At 69.0% G+C, this 20542-nt stretch carries 25 protein-coding genes; 16 read left to right on the top strand and 9 right to left on the bottom strand.

The annotated features are described in order from the left end of the window. Positions 1-10 precede the first annotated feature (10 nt). The 3 genes from SGR02S_RS06830 to SGR02S_RS06820 are packed head-to-tail and all read left to right on the top strand — an operon-like array spanning position 11 to position 2623. Positions 11-1123, top strand: coding sequence for a glycosyltransferase (locus SGR02S_RS06830; RefSeq protein WP_067107146.1), 1113 nt, complete (start codon positions 11-13; stop codon positions 1121-1123). Next, the gene (locus SGR02S_RS06825; protein WP_082797001.1) at positions 1116-2198 is read left to right on the top strand and encodes a CDP-alcohol phosphatidyltransferase family protein; all 1083 of its coding nucleotides are present in this window, start codon (positions 1116-1118) and stop codon (positions 2196-2198) included. The genes SGR02S_RS06830 and SGR02S_RS06825 overlap by 8 nt, the downstream gene beginning before the upstream one ends. Then, positions 2195-2623: an HIT family protein gene (locus SGR02S_RS06820; RefSeq protein ID WP_067107141.1), complete on the top strand. Its 429-nt coding sequence runs from the start codon at positions 2195-2197 to the stop codon at positions 2621-2623. Before SGR02S_RS06825 ends, SGR02S_RS06820 begins: the two co-directional genes overlap by 4 nt. Here the strand turns inward: SGR02S_RS06820 and SGR02S_RS06815 are convergent. From SGR02S_RS06815 to SGR02S_RS06805, 3 genes are read right to left on the bottom strand one after another with little or no spacing between them, the layout of a single operon-like run. Next, positions 2611-3375, bottom strand: a complete 765-nt coding sequence (locus SGR02S_RS06815; protein ID WP_067107138.1) for a phosphocholine cytidylyltransferase family protein — start codon at positions 3373-3375, stop codon at positions 2611-2613. The two genes, SGR02S_RS06820 and SGR02S_RS06815, sit on opposite strands and share 13 nt — an antisense overlap. Before the next feature lie 55 nt (positions 3376-3430). Further along, positions 3431-4213 (bottom strand): nucleotidyltransferase family protein, encoded by a 783-nt coding sequence (locus SGR02S_RS06810; RefSeq protein ID WP_067107135.1) that lies wholly within the window; start codon positions 4211-4213, stop codon positions 3431-3433. Continuing rightward, complete coding sequence (locus tag SGR02S_RS06805; RefSeq protein ID WP_067107132.1) at positions 4210-5139, bottom strand: alpha/beta hydrolase; 930 nt, start codon at positions 5137-5139, stop codon at positions 4210-4212. Before SGR02S_RS06805 ends, SGR02S_RS06810 begins: the two co-directional genes overlap by 4 nt. 113 nt (positions 5140-5252) lie before the next feature. Here SGR02S_RS06805 and SGR02S_RS06800 point away from each other — a divergent pair, with 113 nt between their 5' ends. Genes SGR02S_RS06800 through SGR02S_RS06785 form a run of 4 tightly spaced genes read left to right on the top strand, consistent with a single transcriptional unit; the run spans position 5253 to position 9118 of the window. Continuing rightward, a complete protein-coding gene (locus SGR02S_RS06800; protein ID WP_067107129.1) occupies positions 5253-6083 on the top strand; it encodes a diacylglycerol/lipid kinase family protein in 831 nt (276 codons plus the stop codon). Beyond that, positions 6080-6928, top strand: coding sequence for a metallophosphoesterase family protein (locus SGR02S_RS06795; RefSeq protein ID WP_067107126.1), 849 nt, complete (start codon positions 6080-6082; stop codon positions 6926-6928). The genes SGR02S_RS06800 and SGR02S_RS06795 overlap by 4 nt, the downstream gene beginning before the upstream one ends. A 49-nt stretch (positions 6929-6977) precedes the next feature. Further along, positions 6978-8078, top strand: coding sequence for an Rv3169 family protein (locus SGR02S_RS06790; protein WP_067107124.1), 1101 nt, complete (start codon positions 6978-6980; stop codon positions 8076-8078). Continuing rightward, positions 8075-9118, top strand: coding sequence for a phosphotransferase family protein (locus SGR02S_RS06785; RefSeq protein ID WP_067107121.1), 1044 nt, complete (start codon positions 8075-8077; stop codon positions 9116-9118). The genes SGR02S_RS06790 and SGR02S_RS06785 overlap by 4 nt, the downstream gene beginning before the upstream one ends. Positions 9119-9208: 90 nt before the next feature. Here SGR02S_RS06785 and rpsI read toward each other — a convergent pair whose 3' ends face one another. The 4 genes from rpsI to SGR02S_RS06765 all read right to left on the bottom strand — a co-directional run bounded on the left by rpsI (position 9209) and on the right by SGR02S_RS06765 (position 12152). Then, the gene (gene rpsI / locus SGR02S_RS06780; RefSeq protein WP_067107118.1) at positions 9209-9706 is read right to left on the bottom strand and encodes a 30S ribosomal protein S9; all 498 of its coding nucleotides are present in this window, start codon (positions 9704-9706) and stop codon (positions 9209-9211) included. Next, positions 9706-10185: a 50S ribosomal protein L13 gene (rplM, locus tag SGR02S_RS06775; protein WP_067107115.1), complete on the bottom strand. Its 480-nt coding sequence runs from the start codon at positions 10183-10185 to the stop codon at positions 9706-9708. Before rplM ends, rpsI begins: the two co-directional genes overlap by 1 nt. Positions 10186-10359: 174 nt before the next feature. Beyond that, entirely contained in the window at positions 10360-11127 is a 768-nt protein-coding gene (locus SGR02S_RS06770) for a hypothetical protein (RefSeq protein WP_067107112.1), read from the bottom strand. Continuing rightward, on the bottom strand, positions 11124-12152 hold the full coding sequence (locus SGR02S_RS06765; protein ID WP_067107108.1) for a COX15/CtaA family protein: 1029 nt from the start codon (positions 12150-12152) through the stop codon (positions 11124-11126). The genes SGR02S_RS06770 and SGR02S_RS06765 overlap by 4 nt, the downstream gene beginning before the upstream one ends. Before the next feature lie 451 nt (positions 12153-12603). On the opposite strand from SGR02S_RS06765, the gene SGR02S_RS06760 reads away from it, so the two are divergent. From SGR02S_RS06760 to galU, 6 genes are all read left to right on the top strand, one after another. Then, positions 12604-13602 (top strand): M48 family metallopeptidase, encoded by a 999-nt coding sequence (locus SGR02S_RS06760; protein ID WP_067107105.1) that lies wholly within the window; start codon positions 12604-12606, stop codon positions 13600-13602. Between the two features lie 56 nt (positions 13603-13658). After that, a complete protein-coding gene (gene msrA / locus SGR02S_RS06755; RefSeq protein ID WP_067107219.1) occupies positions 13659-14195 on the top strand; it encodes a peptide-methionine (S)-S-oxide reductase MsrA in 537 nt (178 codons plus the stop codon). A 186-nt stretch (positions 14196-14381) separates the two neighbouring features. Beyond that, a complete protein-coding gene (gene yfiR / locus SGR02S_RS06750) occupies positions 14382-14879 on the top strand; it encodes a regulatory sequestration protein YfiR (protein WP_255211409.1) in 498 nt (165 codons plus the stop codon). Next, a complete protein-coding gene (gene dgcN, locus SGR02S_RS06745) occupies positions 14876-16075 on the top strand; it encodes a diguanylate cyclase DgcN/YfiN (protein WP_067107099.1) in 1200 nt (399 codons plus the stop codon). Before yfiR ends, dgcN begins: the two co-directional genes overlap by 4 nt. Positions 16076-16091: 16 nt before the next feature. Continuing rightward, on the top strand, positions 16092-16592 hold the full coding sequence (gene yfiB, locus SGR02S_RS06740; protein WP_067107096.1) for an outer membrane lipoprotein YfiB: 501 nt from the start codon (positions 16092-16094) through the stop codon (positions 16590-16592). 53 nt (positions 16593-16645) lie between these two features. After that, the gene (gene galU / locus SGR02S_RS06735; RefSeq protein WP_067107093.1) at positions 16646-17509 is read left to right on the top strand and encodes a UTP--glucose-1-phosphate uridylyltransferase GalU; all 864 of its coding nucleotides are present in this window, start codon (positions 16646-16648) and stop codon (positions 17507-17509) included. A gap of 34 nt (positions 17510-17543) precedes the next feature. On the opposite strand, the gene aqpZ is transcribed toward galU, so the two are convergent. After that, positions 17544-18269 carry an aquaporin Z gene (gene aqpZ / locus SGR02S_RS06730; RefSeq protein ID WP_067107091.1) on the bottom strand — a complete coding sequence of 242 codons (726 nt, stop codon included), beginning with the start codon at positions 18267-18269 and terminating at the stop codon, positions 17544-17546. Between the two features lie 217 nt (positions 18270-18486). On the opposite strand from aqpZ, the gene SGR02S_RS06725 reads away from it, so the two are divergent. Next, the gene (locus SGR02S_RS06725; protein WP_067107089.1) at positions 18487-18792 is read left to right on the top strand and encodes a hypothetical protein; all 306 of its coding nucleotides are present in this window, start codon (positions 18487-18489) and stop codon (positions 18790-18792) included. A gap of 43 nt (positions 18793-18835) precedes the next feature. Here SGR02S_RS06725 and SGR02S_RS06720 read toward each other — a convergent pair whose 3' ends face one another. Beyond that, positions 18836-19507, bottom strand: coding sequence for a S24 family peptidase (locus tag SGR02S_RS06720; RefSeq protein ID WP_067107086.1), 672 nt, complete (start codon positions 19505-19507; stop codon positions 18836-18838). A 135-nt stretch (positions 19508-19642) separates the two neighbouring features. On the opposite strand from SGR02S_RS06720, the gene SGR02S_RS06715 reads away from it, so the two are divergent. Together SGR02S_RS06715 and SGR02S_RS06710 are read left to right on the top strand one after the other, a co-directional pair. After that, complete coding sequence (locus tag SGR02S_RS06715) at positions 19643-19906, top strand: hypothetical protein (protein ID WP_067107082.1); 264 nt, start codon at positions 19643-19645, stop codon at positions 19904-19906. Further along, a complete protein-coding gene (locus tag SGR02S_RS06710; RefSeq protein ID WP_255211408.1) occupies positions 19903-20229 on the top strand; it encodes a hypothetical protein in 327 nt (108 codons plus the stop codon). Before SGR02S_RS06715 ends, SGR02S_RS06710 begins: the two co-directional genes overlap by 4 nt. Positions 20230-20542 lie beyond the last annotated feature (313 nt).

Raw genomic sequence — 20542 nt, 5'->3', positions numbered from 1 at the left:
GGACCCCGGCTTGGCCTTCATAACACTCGTAGCCTATGCTGCGGATCAGGGCGGAACGACGCGCGTGCTGAACCATCTCGCCAACGGCTTCGCGGAAGCCGGGCACCGGGTGGCCATCCTCTATTGCACCTCGACAGGTCTGGCTCCCGATCTGGAAGACATGCCGCGCCCGGGCGTCGAAAGCCATGCGCTCGCCGACCGCCGCCAGCGCAGCCGGGCGCTGGGACAGATCGTCACCTTCCTTTCCTATCGCCGCTGGTTGCGCAAGCATCGTCCCGACATCGTGCTGGCGACCGGAAACAATATCAACTGGTTCGCGGCGCTGGGCGTGATCTCAGCCAAAACGCACGCGCGCTATTACATCAAGACGACGAACCCGATCGTCCGCCAGTCGGACGGCGCCGTCGCCGGCCGGCTGCGGCGTGCGGTCTATGGCCTGATCTTTCGCCGCGCCGCCGGGGTATTGACGCTGAGCGATGCGGAAACGACGCTGCTCCGGAAGCAGTTTCCGGCCGCAGGCGACCGGTTCCATATGGTGCACAATGCCTATCTGACCGATGCCTTTGCCGCGCCCGAGCGCGAAGGGCGCGCAGATGGCCCGATCCTGTTGCTCGGCGCCGGCCGACTGACCGCGCAAAAGCGTTTCGACCGGCTGCTGCGGGCTTTTGCCGCCGCCAACCCGCGCGACGCGCGGCTGCGCATCGCGGGCGACGGTCCGCAGCGCGCGGCCCTCGCCGCGCTTGCCGCCGATCTCGGCGTGGCGGATCGGGTGGAGATGATCGGCTATACACCGGACATGCCGGCGCAGATGGCCGCAGCCGACCTGTTTGTCCTGTCCTCGGATTACGAAGGACTGCCCGCGGTGGTGATCGAGGCCCTGGCATCCAACCTTCCGGTCGTCAGCACCGATTGCTTCGCCAGCGCACGCGAATTGCTGGCCGACCTGCCCGGGTGCGCGACGGTCGAGCGGTCGACGGAAGCGCTGAGCGATGCGCTGCGGAAATGGCTCGAGGCACCGCCTCCGCGCACCGATCTCAGACGTTTCGCGCTTCCCTATACAACAGCCAATGCCGTCGCGAGCCACCTGGCCGCGATGGGTGAGGGACAGGACAATCATGGGTGACATATCCGCGCTGCGCCTGATCGGCGACAATGCCACGCCGATCTGGGGAATGAGCAACGCCGAGCGCGTGCGGCGGCTCGCCGTCAAGCGCGCCATCGCCGAACGGATCGCACCGGGCGAGGCACTGTACGTCAATCTTGCCTTCGCCTTCGATCCGACGCTGATCGACGAGGCGATCAAGCGCCCGGGCGTCGCGCTGACGATCGGCGGCGAACTGGTGCTGGGCGTCTTGCCGGACGACACCGATCCCCTGCGGCTCGACGGGATCGAACGGTTGCCGCTGGAGAACCGCAGCTTTTACAACGAGCAGCTTCGCAAGCTGGAAACGCCGTTTGCCGAGCGGCTGACACCGGAAAGAAGCCGAGCCATCGAACGGCAAAGCTATTTCGGCGCCTATAAGGGCGTGACCGACCTGCTTACCAAATATCTGTGGCCCGAACTCGCGCTGTGGCTGACGCGGATCGCGGCCCGACTGGGCATGACGCCCAACATGGTGACCGCGATCGGTGCGGCGCTGTGCGTCTATGCCACCGTCCTGTTCGCGCAGGGGCAGTATTGGACGGGGATGCTGGCGGGATTCATCTTCATGGTGCTCGACACGGTCGACGGAAAGCTTGCGCGCTGCACCATCACCTCGTCCAAATGGGGCAATGTCGCCGATCATGGCGTCGACCTGATCCACCCGCCTTTCTGGTGGTATTTCTGGGGCGTCGGCCTTTCCGCCTGGGGGCTTGCCCTGTCGGGCCAGGCGTTCCTGCTGGTCATGGTCGCGGTGATCGCGGGCTATATCCTCCAGCGCGTGATCGAGGGGCTGTTCATCAAGGATTTCGGCATGGACATCCATGTCTGGCAGAAATTCGACAGCCGCTTTCGCCTGATCACCGCGCGCCGCAACCCGAACATGGCGATCCTTTTCGTCGCGACGCTCGCCGGCCGGCCCGACATCGGCCTGATCGCGCTTGCCTGGTGGACGGTCATCTCGTTGATTGTCCATGCAGTGCGGCTCGCCCAGGCCTATCGAATGCGCCGATCCGGGCGCCCGATCGTCAGTTGGATGGAGGAGGCCGCGCCATGAACGCAACCATCGAGAAATTCGGCTATCCGGCGACGCTGATCGCCGAGTTCGAGCATTGGCTCGTCCTGTTGCGCCCCGCCCAGCCGACGCTCGGCTCGCTGGTGCTGGCGGCAAAGTCCGACGCGACCGCCTTCGGCGATCTGCCCGCTGCCGCCCATGCCGAGCTCAAGACGGTGACGGTCGCCATCGAATCGGCGCTGACCGCCGCCGTGAGCTATGCCAGAATCAACTATCTGATGCTGATGATGGTCGACCCGCACGTCCACTTCCACGTCCTGCCCCGCTACGAGGGCGAACGATCCGCGGCGGGCGTGGCCGCCGTCGACGCTGGTTGGCCCGGCCAGCCCGATCTCGGCCAGGCGGTGAAGCTGGACGACGGGCAAGTCGCGGCGCTCGCCGCCTGGCTCAAGCCCTATTTCGCGTAGCGTCCCTCGGTCGCCCAGCGGGCGGTCAGCGCATCGGCCGCCTCGACGTCCTGCGGGAAATCGACCTCCTGCCAGTCGAGACCCGCGATCGACACGGTACCGACGCGATTGCCCTTGGCGATGATGTCGATCGCCCGCAGATACCAACGCTCGACGCCGTCGGGGGTGCGCATCATCTGGTCGACCTGGTTGCGAAAGATCGCGGGGCCGTCGTCGACGAACGCCAGCATGCCGATCGATTCGGCATTGGTATCGGGAGGCAACAGACGCTTGCCGACGGCGTGAAGCCGCCCCTCGGCATCGCGCGTCACCTTCATGTCGTCGTCGTCATAGGCATCCTTGACGTCGACGGTGACCGTAATCGGGTCGCTCGCACCGGCAATCAGCCGGGCCACGATCTCGTCGGACACGATGGTATCGCCGTTGAGGATGATGAAATCCCGGTCCATCTCCCCGCGCGCGATCCAGCAGGTGCCCAGATTGTCGGCAACCTGAAAGAAGGGGTTGAACAGCGTGCGAACGCGCGCGCCGGTATCGCGATAGAGTTCCAGTGCGTGATCCTCGACCCGCTCGGTCCGGAATCCCGTCACGACGACGATATCCTCGACGCCATTGGCGGCGAGCGCCGCGACCTGCCAGCCAAGCAGGCTGCGCCCGTTGAACTCGATCAGGCATTTGGGCAGGTCGCGGGTCAGCGGCAGCAGCCGCGACCCCTGCCCGGCGGACAGGATGATGGCTTTCTTGATGCTCATGGCCGCCGCCCTAGAACCGCTTGGCGCCGGTTGCCACAAAAAGCGACCGCGGCGTTCAGCGGCGCGCGGCGAAAATCCGCTCGATCAGCTCGATATCCGCGGGCTTGTCGGCGTCTATGCACGCCTCGCCTTCCGCCATCGGCACGACCTTCGCCTTCAGCCCGAAGCGCCGCCCGGCGCGCGCGATGCCCTGATGGATCGTGAAGAGCCGCAGCAGCGCCCCGATCAGCAGCCACGGGCCGAAGGCGGCGACGATCTTCAATCCTTTCTTGCGGTCGCGCTCGATGCGGCCCCAGAAATCGAGCAGCGGCAGCACGCGCCGACCGCGCAGGCGGAACAGGTTCGCCCCCGACCACCAGCCGCCGCGAAACTTGAGCCACGTCCGCTTCGATTCGGGATAGCGTGCCAACAGCACCCCGCGCTCGACCATCGCGACCGCGACATCGCTGTCCTCCGCGCCGGTCAGGAAGGCGGCGATCATCGCGGGGGTCAGCAGCACATTGTCGGCGGTCGTCACCAGCACCGGCGCGTCGCCCTCCGGCAGCGCGGCGGCGAGCGAGGCGCTGATCCCCTGTCCCGAGTCCGCGAAATGCAGGTCGGCGAACCCCGCCAGCCCCGGCTCCGCCGCCAGTTCGGCGCTGGCCTGCGCGAGGATGGTGATCGGCCCGACCAGCGGCGAGGCGCGCAGCGCCGCGACGACATGGACGAGCATCGGCTGGCCCGCGACCGGCAGCAGCGCCTTGGTCGACACGCCGCTTCCGGTCAGCAGCGGATCGGGGCCGGGGCGGCTGCCCGCGAGAAGGATGGCGGGGACGCAGACCGGATGCGCGGCGGTCATCGGGCGGCATCCTCTGCCGGCGCGATGCGGCGTCCGGTGACGCCACGCAGGAAATCGCTCGCGTCTGCCAGCACCGGCGCCTTGCCCCGGAAGGGCGCCGCCAGTGCCGTGACGATCCCGATATGTCCGATGCCGGGATAAAGCCGCAAAGTGACGGAGCCGCCCGCCTTCTCGATTGCGGCGGCCAGATTGCGACTGTTGCGCGGACGCACCGTGCGATCCTGGTCGCCGCTCGCCAGCCACAGCGGCGGCGCATCGCCGCGCACCTGCGCGATCGGCTGCGTCCGTTCGGGCGGGCGAACCTTGCCCATCGCCTTGTCGGCCATGCCGCCCTTTTCGAAGGGCAGGAAATCATAGGGACCGGCGAGGCCCACCACCCCGCGGATCACCGATGCGTCGCTTCCAGCGCCGCGCATCCATTGCGGGTCGAGCGCAAGCATCACCGCATTATAGGCGCCCGCCGAATGCCCCATCAGCGCAATACGGTCAGGGTCTCCGCCGAGATCGCCGATATAATCGCGCGTCCAGGCGACCGCGGCGGCAGCATCCTCCAGGAAATCGGGCCAATGCGCCTTGGGCGTCAGCCGATAGTCGGGGATCACCGCGACGAACCCCTCGCCGGCAAGCGCGCGGGCGACGAAACCATGGCTCTCGCGCTCGCCGCTGCTCCAGCCGCCGCCATAGAAGAAGACGACGACCGGCAGCCGATCGCCGCGCTCCGTCCCCTCCGGCACCCAGATGTCGAGCAGTTGGCGCGGTCCGCGGCCATAGGGCTGGCCGGCCAGCAACCGTCGCGCGGCGCGCGCGCCGCTGCCGAGCAGCTTGTCGGCAAGGTCGAGCGCCTTCGTCCCGTGGGAGACGGCCGCCTTTGCGCCGCCACCGAACAGCAGGACGAGCAGCCCGATGAGGAGGAGGACCTTGATCAATCGTCGCCTTTCCACCGCGGCGCCCGCGCAGGATTTCGCCCCTACAGGGCCGCGCGCCGCCGAACAAGCGCCGAGCGCCGCCACCATTTGCGCGCTCGTGCGTAGAATGCGGCATGACCCGCGCCTTCCACCGCCCCGCCCTGATCTGCAACAGCCAGAGCGGCAGCTATGACGAAGCCGTGCACCGGCAACTGGTCGACGCCTGCCGCGCGGCCGGTGTCCCGCTCGCTGCCACCGTCGTGCTGCCCGACGACGACCTGCCCGATGCGGAGGCATTGCGCGCGCAGGACATCGATCTGCTGGCCGTGTGGACCGGTGACGGTACGATCAACGCGGCCGCGACGCGATGCGCGGGCTGGCCGGGCGCGGTCCTGCCGCTGCCCGGCGGAACGCTGAACCTGCTGTCCAAGCAATTGCACGGCGACCGGCCCGCGGCCGACATCCTGACCGATGCGCTGGGCGGAAAGGGGCGGCGCGCGCCCATTCCGACCGTCCGGTCGGCAACGCGCGAGGCGTTCATCACCGTCGTCGCCGGACCCGCGACACGCTGGGCCGAGGTGCGCGAGACGATGCGCCAGCAAGGGCTGATCGAGGCAAGCCGCGACGCGCCCGAGGCGATCGACGCGATGCTGAACGCCCCCGGCGTGCGGATCGGCGGCGATGGAAAGAGCTATCCGGCGATCGTCCTGACTCCGACGCGTCGCGGCCTTCGCGCCGACGGCGTGGTGGTCGACGGTTCGGCCGACGTGCTGCGGCACGGTCTCGCGTGGCTCGGCGGCGATTTCCGCGACGGACCGAGCGAGGACCTCGCGCAGGGCGAAACGATCGTCCTCGAAAGCGAAAGCCCGATCAGTCTCGAATATGACGGCGAGCTCGACGAGATCGCCGCCCCCGCGCGCTTCGCGATCGGACAGAGCGCGGTCGACTTCATCGCGACGGCATGACGCGCCTCTTCCATATCAGCGACCTGCATTTCGGGCTGGAGGACCCCGATGCGCTGGCCTGGTTCCGCGACTGCGTGCGGCGCGAACGCCCCGATGCGGTGCTGATCACCGGCGACCTGACGATGCGTGCGCGAAGACGCGAGTTCGCCGCCGCGTGCGACTGGATCGCGGCGCTCGACCTGCCGGTGACGGTCGAGGTGGGCAACCACGATCTGCCCTATTTCAATCCTCTCGCGCGCGCCTTTCGCCCCTATGCGCGCATCGGGCGGATTCGTGCGCTGGTCGAACGCGAACTCGATCTCGCCGGCGTCTCGGTCGTGCCGCTCAAGACCACGGCGCGCGCGCAGTGGCGGCTCGACTGGTCGAAGGGCTGCGTGACCCCGCGCGCGCTCGACAGGACGCTCGCCGCGATCGACGCGCTGCCGAAGGGCGCGGCTGTCCTCGTCACCGCACACCACCCACTTGTCGAGGCGGGAACGAAGGGACGCGCGCTGACGCGGGGCGGCGAGGCGGCGCTGACCGCGCTCGCCGCGCGCGGGGTGGCGGCGGTTCTGACCGGCCATGTCCACGACCCCTTCGACCTGATGCGGGAAACCCCCGCGGGTCCGATCCGCATGATCGGCGCGGGCACGTTGTCGCAGCGCATCCGATCGACCCCGCCGAGCTTCAACGCCATCACCCTCGACGGCACGCGGGTCGAGGTGCGCGTCTGCAACCTCGCCCACGTCCCGACCCGCGACATGCAGATAGACGCCGTGCCGCCCGACGCGCTGCCGCCGCGCGACGCGGACGAGCCGGTCGCCCCGATCGGCGCGGTGCCGCCGGTCGATCCGCCGGTGCATTGACGCGCGGCCCCATCCCGTTAGGTTGCAAGGAAAAACGGGATGAGGAACCATGCTGACCAAGGGCGACGATTTTCCGCTTCACCAGACCAGCGAGCCGATTGCGTTCGCGGGCACCGACCGCAATTTCTATGATCGCTATTTCTTCAACGGCGCCAGCCCGGACGGGTCGGTCTTCTTCGCCGCGGCGATGGGCTTCTATCCGCAGCTCGGCATCGTCGACGCCAGCTTTTGCGCGATCGTCGACGGCATTCAGTATAATCTGCGCGCAAGCCGGCGCTCGGGCGGCGAGCGGCTCGACCTGGCGGTCGGCCCGATCGCGATCCGCATCGACGCGCCGCTCGTACGGCTGACGCTGCGCATCGCCCCGAACGACGGTCCCCTGGCCGCCGAACTCAGCTTCACCGGCCGCCATTTTCCGATCGAAGAGCCGCGCTTCATCCGCCGCAACGGGACGCGCCTGTTCATGGACTATACGCGGCTGACGCAGAACGGCCGCTGGACGGGCTGGCTGTCGGTGGACGGCGTCCGCATCGACGCCGGCGCCGACTGGACGGGAACGCGCGACCGGAGCTGGGGCGTGCGCCCGGTCGGCGCCAGCGAGCCGCAGCCGCCGCCCGAGGGCAATTTCAACCAGTTCTTCTGGCTGTGGACGCCGTGCAACTTCGACCGGAGCTCGCTGTTCTTCCACAGCAACGACGATGGCGCGGGGGCGCCGTGGAATCGCCGCGCCGTGATCGTCGGCGATACCTCGAGCACGGGGGGCAGCGAACGGCATTTCGATGCCGCGACCTTCGAAATCGCCTGGCAAGGCGGCACGCGGCGCATCGCGAAGCTGACCGCCGCCCTCGGCGCCGGCCGGTCGCTGACGCTTACCCCGTCGGGGCCGGTGTTCGCGATGAGCGGACTGGGCTATGGCCACCCGGTCTGGGGCCACGGCCTCGACCATGGCGGCGACGCCGTCGCGCACGACAGGCTGAGCGAAGCCGAGCGCGACTGGGGCAATCCGCTCGCCATGCATATCCAGGCCTTCGTCGCGGCCGAACTCGCCGATGGCGGCGGCGTGCAGCGCGGCGTCGGAGTGCTCGAACAGCTTTTCGTCGGCCCGCATGCGCCGAGCGGCCTTTCCGGCTTGATGGACCCTGCGACATGAGCTTTCCGACGACGCCGGATGACATGACGGCGGACTGGCTCGCGGGCGCGCTCGGCCGACCGCCGGGCGCGCTCCGCGGGTTCACCGCGACGCCGATCGGCACCGGGCAGATGTGCGACAGCTTCCGCCTGACGCTCGACTGGATCGATGGCGCCGAAACCCCAGCGACGGTCGTCGCCAAATGCCCGAGCCGCGACGAAGCGAGCCGTCACATCGCGGCGGTCGTCGGCACCTATGTCAAGGAGGTGAGTTGGTATCGCGAACTTGCGGCGGGAAGCGGGGTCGCCGCACCGCATTGCCACCATGCCGAGATCGCCGACAATGCCGTCGACTTCATCCTGATCCTGTCCGACCTCGCGCCGGCACGGCAAGGCGACCAGCTGGCCGGGCTGGGTCTCGCCGGGCTCGGCCCGTGCATCGACGCGGCGGCGGGGCTGCATGCGTTGCTGTGGAACGACGCACGGCTCGATGCGCTGCCGTGGCTCGCGCGCGACAGCGCCGATGTCGTCCGCGCGCTCTTCCCCCAGCTCTATGCGGGCTTTCGCGAGCGCTACGCGGCGCGGCTCGACCGCGAGGCGCTTGATCTCGGCGCCGGGATCGTCGACCGGCTCGACGCCTGGCTGACACGCGTGCCCGCCGCCCGGACGATCGTCCACGGCGACCTCCGGATCGACAATATCCTCTTCTCTCCCGACGCGGCGCGTTGCTGGCTCGTCGACTGGCAGACGCTGGGACGCGGCAGCGGCGCGACCGATCTCGCCTATCTGGTCGGCACCAGCATCGCCGATCCGGCCGAGCGCGCCGCGGCCGACCGGCCCGCTTTCGACCGCTGGATCGCCGCGTTGCGCGCGCGCGGCATCGATGCTGATGCCCCGGCGCTGTGGACCGACTATCGCGTCGGCGCCCTCAGCGGCTATTTCATGGCGGTCTTCGCTTCGATGAATGTCGAACGCACCGATCGCGGCGACGAGATGTTCGCGGTGATGGCCGAACGCCCGGCACGCCAGGCGCTGGCGCTCGGCAGCCTCGACCTGCTGTAGCGCACCGGGGCGGCACCCGTCCCGATGCGAAAAGGGCGGCCCGTTGCCGGACCGCCCTCCTCTTTTCCACCCGTCGGCGGAAAAAGCTGATTAGCGCTTCGAGAACTGGAAGCTGCGGCGGGCCTTCGCCTTGCCGTACTTCTTGCGCTCGACCGCGCGGCTGTCGCGGGTCAGGAAGCCGGCCGCCTTGACGGTGCCGCGCAGCGCGGGCTCGAAGCGGGTCAACGCCTGCGCGATGCCGTGCTTAACGGCGCCCGCCTGGCCCGACAGGCCGCCGCCCTTGACGGTCGCGACGACGTCATACTGGCCGACGCGATCGGCGACGCCGAACGGCTGGTTGATGACGAGGCGCAGCGTCGGGCGCGCGAAATAGGTTTCCTGGTCGCGGCCGTTGATGGTGATCTTGCCCGAACCGGGCTTCACCCACACGCGGGCGACGGCGTCCTTGCGGCGACCGGTCGCATAGGCGCGGCCCTGCTTGTCGACCTGCTTTTCGCGCAGCGGCGCGGCCGGGGCCGCGGGGGCGACGGTGCCTTCGACGGCGCCGGCGAGATCCTTGAGATCGGTCATGGTCTGTTCGTCAGCCATTATGCACCCACCTTGTTCTTGCGGTTCATCGACGCGACGTCGATCACTTCGGGGTTCTGCCCGGCGTGCGGATGCTCGCTGCCGGCGAAGACGCGCAGGTTGCGCATCTGCTGGCGCCCGAGGGGGCCGCGCGGGATCATGCGCTCGACGGCCTTTTCGAGCACGCGCTCGGGAAAGCGGCCCTCGAGCACCTTCTGCGCCGAGATTTCCTTGATGCCGCCGGCATAGCCGGTGTGCTTGTAATAATTCTTGTCGGTCAGCTTCTTGCCGGTGAACTTCACCTTTTCGGCGTTGATGACGATGACATTGTCACCGCAATCGACGTGCGGGGTGAAGCTCGGCTTGTGCTTGCCGCGCAGGATGTTGGCGATGATCGTCGCGACGCGGCCCACGACCAGGCCGTCGGCATCGATCAGCACCCATTTCTTTTCGACCGTCGCGGCGTTCGCCGACTGGGTCGTCTTGGTCAGCGCCTTCATGGCACGCTCCTTGACAGAGATGGAACTGGGCGACGGAACCGGCCGCCGCCCCGAAACAAGCCGCGCCGCCTGCCCGCAAGGGGCGAAGCGGCGCTTCGGAGCGGGCCAATGGCGGGAACGGTGCGGAAAGTCAAGTATCGCGCGGCTTTGCCGACAGGTATCATGATACCTTGATCAGGAGACGTCGGGTTCGATCGCGCGAATCCGCTCCTCGACGAGCGTGCGGGCGCCGCCACCGTCCCCAACGATCCAGCTCTGCCGCTGCTCGCGCAGGACCAGTCCCGTCGTCCGGTCGATGGTCCACAGGCTCTCGACGGTGAGCGGCTGCGCCGCGGCGGTCGCAGCCTCGACCTTTGCCGCCGTTTCGCGCTTGCCGTCGCCGTCCGGAGACACGGTGCCGCCGATCCGGCTGGCGGCGTTGGCGGGCGCGAGCAGCGCGCGGATGTCGGCGCTCGCGAGCGCCGCGCGCTCATCGGGCGAGAGCGCCGCGACCAGCGCCGCCAGTTGCTTCGCCTCGGGCTGGTCCGCGGCGGCGGCAAGCGCTTCGGTGCGCGCCATCGCGCGATCCCACAGCCGTTCGGCGTCGATCAGGTCGATCCGGCCGCCATCGGGCGCGACGAGATAGGTCATCGCCTCGCCGACCAGCGGCTGGAGCACCGCGGTCAGCGCGCGCACGGCGCGGGGCGGCGCGTCCGAATCGATCCGGCGCAGCGTCGCGACCAGCCGGTAGCCGCGCCCCGCGCGCTGCCATTGCAGGTCGTAGAGCAACGAGAAGCCGAGCAGCCCGCCGTCGCGCCCCAGGCGGCGGGTCGTCACGCGATAGCGCATCGGCCGGTCGAGCGGCGGCGCAAAGACGACCGATGCCGCAGGCGCCGGGACGACGACGGGCGGCGGCGCGGATGCCGGGCCGGCGAGCCACAGCAACGCGGCGGCGAACATCATGCGGTGCGGCGGCCGAGCCGATGCAGCGCCGCCGCCGTCACCGCGACCAGCAGCGCGCCCGTCAACTGGTGCAGCACCGCGATCCACATCGAAATGCCGCTGACGACGGTGAGGATGCCGAGCGTCATCTGCGCCGCGACGACGAGCAGCAGCAGCGCCGGCTCGACCCGCGCGCCGCGCCGCGCCAGCACACGCGCCAGCAGCAACAGCGCAAGCGCGGCAACCCAGGACCACCAGCGATGCAGGAAATGCAGCAGAAAGGGGTCGTTGGTGATGGCGAACCAGACACCGTTCGACCAATCGATGCCGCGCGGCACGAAATGATCGTTCATCATCGGCCAGTCGCTCGCCACATAGCCGGCGTTGAGCCCCGCGACCCAGGCGCCAAGCAGAAGTTGGACGGTCAGGATCAGCGCGATGGCGATCCCTGGCCCGGTCAACGGCGCGGGCCGGGCAGCGGGATCGCGCGCGAGGGTGCCGAGATCGCGCGCGGTCCAGACCAGCGCGGCGAGCAGGAAGAGCGCGGTCAGCAGATGGGTCGCCAGACGGTAATGGCTGACGTCGGTGCGATCGACGAGTCCCGAGGCGACCATCCACCAGCCGATCGCGCCCTGCAATCCGACGAGCGCGGCCAGCGCCAGCAACCGCCAGCCATAGCCCGCGGGAACCGCGCGGCGCCACGCATACCAGGCGAGCGGGACGATCAGCGCCAGCCCGACGAGCCGGCCGAGAATGCGGTGCAGCCATTCCCAGAAGAAGATCGCCTTGAACGCGGCGAGCGACATGCCGAAGTTGATCTCCCGATATTCGGGTATCTGCTTGTATTTCTCGAACTCGGCCAGCCAGGCGGCGTCGGTCAGCGGCGGCAACACGCCCGACACCGGCTTCCATTCGGTGATCGAGAGTCCCGATTCGGTGAGGCGGGTGATGCCGCCGACGGCGACCACGGCGATCACCAGCAGCGCAACGGCCCACAGCCAGCGCGCGAGCGCCGCCGGGCGGGGATGAACGGGAGCCTGCGTCATCGCCCGCCCTATCGCCGCTTGCGATGCGATAGGCAAGGGCCCGAAGGGAGGAGGGTGGCGCCATCTGGCCTTGAGAGGCGCACTTGTCTTCCTCGGCCGGGTCTCCCTCTCGCTAGAGCATCGTGCGTTAAATCTGAACCATTTGTCCTGAGCCTGTCGAAGCCTGTCCTGAGCGCCTGCAAGGCAGTCGAAGGGGGCCGTCCTTTCTCTTGGCGCCGCAAGAAGAACGACGGTGCTTCGACAAGCTCAGCACGAACGGCAGAAAGGATGATGCAGGTTTAACGCACGATGCTCTAGCGAGAGAGATCGGGCGGGCCAGCGGCATGGCCAAGGCCCACCCCGCTGCGCGTAGCGAGCAAGCTCGCAACGCTCGCTGCCCCCTCCCGCGAGCAGGAGGGGAGCGATACTGAAATTCATGGCTGCGACAGGCGAGGATTGATAGGGCGGACCGATGCCGCGCGTCCGTCTCCTCCTGCCCATCCTGACCGCCTTCGCCGCCAGCACCGCCACGCCCGCGGTCGCGGCGACACCCGGGCCAGCCGGTCTTTACGACCAGCTCGCGGGCCTCGAGGCGCGGGTCGCGGCGATCGGCTTTCGTCTGACCACCGCCAATGCGGCGTGGTGCACCGCGCAGCAACCGCAGTTCGGCTGGATCTGGGGCGATCCGCGCCTCTATGACGAGAACCGGCGCCCCGCCGCACTCGCCGCCTATGCCGCACCCGACGCCGACACGCCCTATCTGGCCGCCGTCGCGCCCGACTCGCCCGCCGCGCGCGCCGGACTGCATCGCGGAACGCCGGTGTTCGCGATCGACGGCATCCCCGTGCCGCCCGCCGATGACGCGGACCCTTTTGCCCGTATCGCCGTTTTGGAGACGCAAGCCGCCGCGCTGCCTGTCGAGGCGCCCGCGGCGCTCACGATCGCCGATGGACGGGATGCGGAGGTCATCCCCATCGTCGGCTGTGCGAGCGATTTCCGCGTCGAGGCGGCCGACCGGCCTGCCGGCGGCGCCGACGGCCGGCTGGTGCGGATCAGTGCCGGGCTGGCGAGCTTCGCGACCGACGATGCCGAACTGGCGGCGGCGGTCGCGCACGAACTGGCGCACAATATCCTGCGCCACCCCGCGCGGCTCGACGCGGCGGGGGTCGATCGCGGCCTTTTCAAGGAACTCGGCCGCAGCGCCCGCCTGTTCCGCCAGACCGAGGCCGAGGCCGACCGGCTGTCGGTCTGGCTGCTCGCCGGTGCGGGTTACGATCCCGAAGCCGCGGCGCGCTTCTGGCGCAAGTTCGGCGGACGCAAGGGGCGCCCGCTCTTTCCGGCGCTGACCCATCCGGGGTGGCGCGACAGGGTCGCTTCGGTCGAGCGCGAAGCGGCGGCGATCGCGGCCGCACGCGCCGCCGGCGAACCGCTGCATCCGCCGCTGATCGACGACATGTCGCCCTTGGAATAGCGGGCGCGGCCTCCTATCTGAAGGGCCTCCTCCCACTCTTCGCAAGGATGCCCGCCATGCCCCACGACACCGCCGTCTTCGCCGGAGGCTGCTTCTGGTGCACCGAAGCGGTCTTTCAATCGCTCGCGGGGGTCGAGCGCGTCGAGAGCGGCTATACCGGGGGCAGCGTCGCCAACCCGACCTACAAGCAGGTCTGCAACGGCGACACCGGTCATGCCGAGGCGATCCGCATCACCTATGATCCCGCCGTCATCGCCTACGACGATCTGCTCGACGTGCTTTTCGCGACGCACGACCCGACGCAGCTCAACCGTCAGGGCAACGACATCGGCACGCAGTATCGCAGCGCCGTCTTTCCGCTGAACGACCAGCAGGCCGCCGCAGCGCGCGCCGCGATCGACCGTGCACAGCCCAACTGGCCGCAACCGATCGTCACCGCGATCGAGCCGGTGTCTCCATGGTATCCGGCGGAGGATTATCACCAGGCCTATTGGAACGGCGAGGGACAGAGCAGCCCCTATTGCCTTGCCTCCATCCCGCCGAAGCTCGCCAAGCTGCGCAAGGGCTTCGCCGACCGCCTGCGCGAAGACTGAGGCCGCGCGCGACCGGCCCAGTGTTGCATTCGAGTCGCATAAGGTTAATTTTCATTGACTTTACGGCCGTCCGGACTAGCGGACCCGGTTCTGCGCGGGCAGGATGACCCCGAAGCGCAGTTATAGGGTCGCGACAGGGTGCTGGCATCATTGTTCCTGATAGGAGCGGCGGTCACGACGCCGCAGATGTCGGTCCAGGCCGCCAGCCAGACCATCGTGGAGGATGGCGCCGCGGGCGTGGCGCGCGCGGTCGACCGCATGATCGGCGGCATCATCAGCTATACGCGCTGGCCGGGGGACGCGCCGGGCACGCCGCCGACGATGTGCGTCGTCGGCGCGCCGCGGCTCACCAGCCGGCCTGCCCCGGTCCTGCCCGGCGGCGGGCACGTCGTGGTGCGAAGGACCACCGCGGCGGTCGCGACCGGCGGCGACGACTGCGACATTCTTTATCTGGGCCGCATGCCTGTCGACGATCGGCGACGCCTGATCGCCTGGGTGCGCGACCGTCCGGTGCTGACGATCAGCGACGACGACCCCGACTGCCTTTACGGCGCGATGTTCTGTCTTGCCGAAAAGCCGGGGGGCATCGGCTTTTCGGTCAATCTCGACGCCATCGGCCGGGGACCGCTGCGCATCGACCCGCGCGTGCTCAAGATCGGCCGATCCGACGGAGGCGCCCCATGACCGCTCCGACCCGGACGACCTTGCAGAAGCTGCTGTCGCGCTTCCACTTCGGCGTCACCCTGTTCGCGGTGGCGCTGTCGGGCCTGACCATCCTGCTCGCCGGCGTCGCCGCGCTGCGCGGCTATGCCGACCGCAACCTCGAACTGGCGGCGCAGCTCGGCGCCTATGGCGTCGAACCGGCGCTGGTCTTCAACGATCCCGAGGCGGCGCGCGAGGGTCTCGATCCGCTCACCCATATTCCGGGGATCGCCCGGCTGCTCGTGCTCGACGACCGAGGCCGGCCGCTGACCGAATGGACGTCGCCCCACGCCGACCCGGCGCCGCTGCTGACCGATCTCTTCTTCGGCAAACCGTCCACGATGACGGTCCGCCGCAACGGGTCGGCGATCGGGACGATCGAGGTGTGGGGCGATTCGTCGACACTGACCGCCTATGTCCGGATCGGGCTGCTCGCGGGACTCGGCTGCCTGCTGGTCACCGCGCTCGGCACGATCATCCTCGCCCGCCGCTTCGAATATGAGCTGGTCAAGCCGCTCGGCGAGATCGCGACCGTCGCGCACGACGTGCGGCTGCACCGCCGCTTCGACAAGCGCGTCCAGCCGCTCGGCATCGCCGAGCTCGACCGGCTGGGCGGCGACATCAACGCGCTGCTCGACGAATTGCAGGGGTGGCAGGGGCATATGGAAAGCGAGCATCGCATGCTGGCGCACCGCGCGTCGCACGATCCGCTGACCGCGATGCCGAACCGCGCCGCCTTCGACGAACAGCTCGCGCAACGCATCGGCAAGGCGGGGGCCGACGGCACGCGCTTTGCCCTGCTGTTCGTCGATGCCGACAATTTCAAGCTCGCCAACGACAGCTTCGGGCACGCCGCCGGCGATGCGCTGCTCGTCGCGCTGTCCGAACGGATCAAGGCGACGCTGCGGCCCGGCGATTTCGCGGCGCGGATCGGCGGCGACGAATTCATCGTGCTCGTCGATCCGCTCGACATCGCTACCGATCCGGAAACGCTCGCCGGCCCGATCCGCACGGGCATGGCCGATCCGGTCGTTCTGCCGGGCGGCGACACCTATCGCCTCGCGGTCAGTATCGGCGTCGCCGCCTTCCCGACCGACGGTGCCGATCCCGCCGCGCTGCTGACCGCGGCCGACGCCGCCATGTATGCCGAAAAACTCGCCAAACGTTCGCAGACATGATCATGGAGGTCCGATCATGACCCTTTCTCTCCCCATCGTCCGCCGCGCCATCCTGGCCGCCGCCATCGCCGGCCTGCTCGCCGCTTGCCAAAGCGTTCCGGTGAAGTCCGGCTTCACCCCCGAACAGATCGCCGTCCTGCAATCCGAAGGCTTCGTCGACACCGGGCCCGACTGGGAGCTGACGCTCAACGAACGACTGCTCTTCGGGGTCAACGAAAGCGCGCTCCGTCCCGAGCAGATCGAGCGGATTTCGACGATGGCGCATCGCCTGCAGTCGGTCGGCATCGCCACCGCGCGGGTCGAAGGCCACACCGATTCCACCGGTAGCGACGCCTATAACCTGACCCTGTCGCAGGCGCGGGCGGAAGCGGTCGCCGCGCCGATGCAGGCGAACGGCATGCGCTTCACCCCCGACCAGATCGTCGGGCGTGGCGAAAGCCTGCCGATCTCGCCCAACGACACGCCCGAGGGGCGGCAGGACAATCGGCGCGTGGTGGTGATCGTCGAACCCCAATAAGGCCTTTCGCGCGGCCTTTTCCCGGCGGGCTTTCGCCGCTAAGGCTGCCGCGCATGAAACCGATCCGCAAAGCCGTTTTCCCCGTCGCCGGCCTCGGCACCCGCTTCCTGCCCGCGACCAAGGCGATTCCCAAGGAGATGCTGCCGGTGGTCGACCGGCCGCTGATCCAATATGCCGTCGACGAGGCGCGCGAGGCGGAAATCGAGCAGATGATCTTCGTCACCGGGCGCGGCAAGAGCGCGATCGAGGATCATTTCGACATCGCCTTCGAACTGGAGAAGACGATGGCCGAGCGCGGCAAGGACCTGTCGGTGCTCGAACCGACGCGCCTCGGACCCGGCAATTGCGCCTATGTCCGGCAGCAGGAACCGATGGGGCTGGGCCACGCGATCTGGTGCGCGCGCGACATCGTCGGCGACGAACCCTTCGCCATCTTCCTGCCCGACGAATTCATGCACGGCTCGCCCGGCTGCATGAAGCAGATGGTCGATGCGTATCGCAAGGTCGGCGGCAACCTGATCTCGGTGCTCGAAGTGCCGCGCGAGCAGGTTTCGAGCTATGGCGTGATCGCCCCCGGCTCCCGCGACGACGCGCTGACCGAGGTTCGGGGGCTGGTCGAGAAGCCGGCGGTCGAGGCCGCGCCGTCGAACCTGATCATCTCGGGCCGCTACATCCTCCAGCCGGAGGTGATGCGCGTGCTCGAACGGCAGGAAAAGGGCGCCGGGGGCGAAATCCAGCTTACCGACGCAATGGCGGCGATGATCGGCACGCAGCCCTTCCACGCCGTGACTTTCGACGGCGCGCGCTACGACTGCGGGTCGAAGGCCGGCTATATCCAGGCCAATCTCGCGCTCGCGCTCGAACGCCCCGATATCGCCGCCGACGTTCGGGCCTTCGCTGTCGATCTTCTGACCTGACGCGCGCCGGCGGCCGGAGCCGCCGGCACCGCCGTCATTCGCCCTCGATATTGGGCTTGGGGAAGCTGTCGGCCCCCACCGTTCGGTAAAGCCAGCCGCCGACGAGCCCGCCGAGCAGCGGCGCGACCCAGAACAGCCAGAGCTGCTGGAGCGCGAGGCCGCCGACGACCAGCGCCGGGCCGGTGCTGCGCGCCGGGTTGACCGAGGTGTTCGTCACCGGGATCGCGATCAGGTGGATCAGCGTCAGCGCGAGGCCGATCGCGAGCGGCGCGAAGCCCGCGGGCGCGCGGCCGTCGGTCGACCCCATGACGATCCACAGGAAGAAGGCGGTGAGCACGATCTCGATCGTGAAGCCCGATATCAGGTCGTAGCCGCCCGGCGACCCCTCTCCGAAACCATTGGCGGCGAGGCCGTTGGTCGCCAGATCATAGCCCGGATTGCCGCTCGCGATATAATAGAGCAGGAAGGCCGCGGCGATCGCGCCGACGACCTGCGAGACGACATAGAGCGGGATGTCGCGCGCGTCGAAGCGCCCGCCCGCCCACAGCCCGACGGTGATCGCGGGATTGAGATGACAGCCCGAGATATGGCCGATCGCATAGGCCATCGTCACCACCGTCAGACCGAAGGCCAGCGCCACGCCGGCGAAGCCGATCCCGAGATCGGGAAAGGCCGCCGCGAGCACCGCGCTGCCGCAGCCGCCGAACACCAGCCAGAAGGTGCCGATGCCCTCGGCCAGACCCTTTTGCATATTCGTCATATGACCCTCCTCCCCGCCGGCGGTCATCGCGCTGCCGGCGCGCGGATCAGCCTAACACAGGGAAAGGGCGCGGCAAGACCTTGTAAACCATGTGTCCCGCGGCGGGATTCGGGGCGAAGGGCGGCCGGGCAATGGCGCGGCTCGTCGCAATCCTGTGGCCGCGGCGGCGCGACCGTGCGATGACACTGGCCGATCCGCCCTCCCCGGAGACCCGTCGATGCGTGCAATGCTTCTCGCCCTTTCGGCCGCCCCGCTGCTTGCCGGCTGCGTGAGCGCGGTGAAGACGGTGGTGACCGCCCCCGTCAAGGCGGTCGGCCAGGTTGCCGACTGGTCGACGACCAGCCAGGAGGAAGCCGACCGCAACCGCGGCCGCGCCCTGCGCCAGCGCGAGGAACGCGTCGGCAAGCTGACGCGCCAGCGCGACAAGGCGGCGCAGAAATGCCGCGACGGCCGACAGGACCAGTGCCAGCGCGCCGAGGTGCTGAGCCACGAAATCGAAGCGGTGATGGCCGAGCCGATGTAGTCGGACCGGCCGGCCCGAGGGGGATGTCTTCGCGGATAGGACGCTAGCGCACCCGGCGCCCGGTCCATACCACACGGCCGACGAGTTGCACCGCGGTCATCGGCAGATCGTCCCAGCTGCGATAGTGGGGATTGTCGCTGATCACCGAAATCCGCCCCTCCCCCGGCGCGCGCGCGACGCGCTTCACCATCAGCGCATCGTCCATCCGCAGGACGTAGATGCCGTCGCGCAGCAGCGTCGCCGCGTCGCTGCCGTCGACCAATATGTCGTCGCCGTCGCCCAGCGTCGGCGCCATCGAATCGCCCGCGACGCGGATGATGCTGAGCGCGCGCGGGTCGGCGCCCAGGTCGCGCAGCCAGCGCGGATCGAACGCCACCGCGCCTTCGACCGGCTCGCCGTCGATGCTCGCGCCCGCGCCGGCCGAAGCGCCGATCGCCAGCTTCGGCACCAGCACCATGTCGCCCGCGCCGCGTTGCAACGCCGGCGCGGCGACACGGCGCGCCGGGCCGCCCAGCAGCGCTTCGGCCACGCCCAGATAGGCGGCGATCCGCGCCCGGTCCTCCTCCGCCAGCCGGCGCGGCGAACCGCGTTTGATATATTGCTGGATATAGGCGGGGTTGCGCCCGATGCGCGCCGAAAGCTGCGCATAGTCGATCCCCCTTTCCTGCAGCAGGCGATCGAGCGCGGCACGCGGATCGTCGTCGAAATCGGTCATCGGCCAGCGGGCTCCTTCCTATTTCGCATGTAGCAACAGGAATTTTCCTAGACAAGTAGGAAATCCTATCTCAAATAGGAAAAATCCTATTAAAGGCGACTCGCCCGCTACCGGATGTCGATAGGGAGGAACGGAATGGAAAAGACGCTGCTGCAACGGATCGAGGCCTTTCTGACCGAATCGCGGATGCCGCCGAGCGTTCTCGGTCGGGACGCCGTCCACGACCCGCGGTTGGTCAGCGACCTGCGCGGCGGGCGCACGGTGGGGCGCAGCGTCGAATGCCGCGTGGAACATTTCATGAACAAATGGCGGGCCGAGCGGCATGCCGGGCGCATCGGCCCGAGCGGCGACCGCCGCACCCGCGCAATGCGCGCCGCCACGATGGAGGCCCGGCCATGATCCACACGTCCCTCGCCACACCGCGACCCCATGCGTGCCCGCACGGCCGGCTGGGCCGTCTGATCGCGCGCGAACTGCCGCCCGGCCTCACGCTCGGCGCATCGACGTCGCGGCCGTGGGCAAGCGCCAGCTTCGTCGGCGCGCGCCATGCGTTCCCCTGTCAGGCGGCGGTCGGCGACCTCGAAGCGATCCGCCGCTCGCTACGCGCGCGGCTGAGCGCCGTCGAATGGCGACTGCCGGGGCATATCGTCGCCGACATCGCGGTCGAATCCGACGCTAGCGGGCGCGGCCTTCGCATCGAGGTGCTGACGGTGGAGGATTGATCGGCCTTGAACGAAACAACGCCGTGTCCCCGCGGAGGCGGGAACCCAGAGCGTCCTGACGCCAACGCAGGCTTTGTGCCGCTCTGGGCTCCCGCCTCCGCGGGAGCACGCGGCTGTTCAATCAAAGACGATGATCGATCAGCCGACGGCGCGGCCGGTCATGCGCTGGAGGGTGCTGAGCGCCGCTTCGAGCGCGAAATCGACGGGCGGCTCGGCATCCTCGTTCGCCGGTGGCGTCTCGACCGGAATCGCGGCGGTCGATGCCGGTGCGCCGCGCGCCTGGCGCCGCCGCGCCAGCCCCGCCTCGAAGCGG

This window comes from Sphingopyxis granuli NBRC 100800, from assembly GCF_001591045.1.
GTDB classification, from domain to species: Bacteria; Pseudomonadota; Alphaproteobacteria; order Sphingomonadales; family Sphingomonadaceae; genus Sphingopyxis; species Sphingopyxis granuli.
The sequence above is the reverse complement of the archived record's forward strand: the minus strand, read 5'-3'. Positions and strand labels throughout refer to the sequence as shown.

Coding starts and splice junctions, on each gene's coding strand:
- SGR02S_RS06820 (WP_067107141.1), top strand. CDS start 2,195: ATGAACGCAACCATCGAGAAATTCGGCTATCCGGCGACGCTGATCGCC.
- SGR02S_RS06760 (WP_067107105.1), top strand. CDS start 12,604: ATGCCGCGCGTCCGTCTCCTCCTGCCCATCCTGACCGCCTTCGCCGCC.
- SGR02S_RS06770 (WP_067107112.1), bottom strand. CDS start 11,127: ATGATGTTCGCCGCCGCGTTGCTGTGGCTCGCCGGCCCGGCATCCGCG.
- SGR02S_RS06720 (WP_067107086.1), bottom strand. CDS start 19,507: ATGACCGATTTCGACGACGATCCGCGTGCCGCGCTCGATCGCCTGCTG.
- galU (WP_067107093.1), top strand. CDS start 16,646: ATGAAACCGATCCGCAAAGCCGTTTTCCCCGTCGCCGGCCTCGGCACC.
- aqpZ (WP_067107091.1), bottom strand. CDS start 18,269: ATGACGAATATGCAAAAGGGTCTGGCCGAGGGCATCGGCACCTTCTGG.
- msrA (WP_067107219.1), top strand. CDS start 13,659: ATGCCCCACGACACCGCCGTCTTCGCCGGAGGCTGCTTCTGGTGCACC.
- dgcN (WP_067107099.1), top strand. CDS start 14,876: ATGACCGCTCCGACCCGGACGACCTTGCAGAAGCTGCTGTCGCGCTTC.
- SGR02S_RS06795 (WP_067107126.1), top strand. CDS start 6,080: ATGACGCGCCTCTTCCATATCAGCGACCTGCATTTCGGGCTGGAGGAC.
- yfiR (WP_255211409.1), top strand. CDS start 14,382: ATGTCGGTCCAGGCCGCCAGCCAGACCATCGTGGAGGATGGCGCCGCG.
- SGR02S_RS06785 (WP_067107121.1), top strand. CDS start 8,075: ATGAGCTTTCCGACGACGCCGGATGACATGACGGCGGACTGGCTCGCG.
- SGR02S_RS06765 (WP_067107108.1), bottom strand. CDS start 12,152: ATGACGCAGGCTCCCGTTCATCCCCGCCCGGCGGCGCTCGCGCGCTGG.
- rplM (WP_067107115.1), bottom strand. CDS start 10,185: ATGAAGGCGCTGACCAAGACGACCCAGTCGGCGAACGCCGCGACGGTC.
- SGR02S_RS06825 (WP_082797001.1), top strand. CDS start 1,116: ATGGGTGACATATCCGCGCTGCGCCTGATCGGCGACAATGCCACGCCG.
- SGR02S_RS06725 (WP_067107089.1), top strand. CDS start 18,487: ATGCGTGCAATGCTTCTCGCCCTTTCGGCCGCCCCGCTGCTTGCCGGC.
- SGR02S_RS06810 (WP_067107135.1), bottom strand. CDS start 4,213: ATGACCGCCGCGCATCCGGTCTGCGTCCCCGCCATCCTTCTCGCGGGC.
- rpsI (WP_067107118.1), bottom strand. CDS start 9,706: ATGGCTGACGAACAGACCATGACCGATCTCAAGGATCTCGCCGGCGCC.
- yfiB (WP_067107096.1), top strand. CDS start 16,092: ATGACCCTTTCTCTCCCCATCGTCCGCCGCGCCATCCTGGCCGCCGCC.
- SGR02S_RS06815 (WP_067107138.1), bottom strand. CDS start 3,375: ATGAGCATCAAGAAAGCCATCATCCTGTCCGCCGGGCAGGGGTCGCGG.
- SGR02S_RS06790 (WP_067107124.1), top strand. CDS start 6,978: ATGCTGACCAAGGGCGACGATTTTCCGCTTCACCAGACCAGCGAGCCG.
- SGR02S_RS06715 (WP_067107082.1), top strand. CDS start 19,643: ATGGAAAAGACGCTGCTGCAACGGATCGAGGCCTTTCTGACCGAATCG.
- SGR02S_RS06800 (WP_067107129.1), top strand. CDS start 5,253: ATGACCCGCGCCTTCCACCGCCCCGCCCTGATCTGCAACAGCCAGAGC.
- SGR02S_RS06710 (WP_255211408.1), top strand. CDS start 19,903: ATGATCCACACGTCCCTCGCCACACCGCGACCCCATGCGTGCCCGCAC.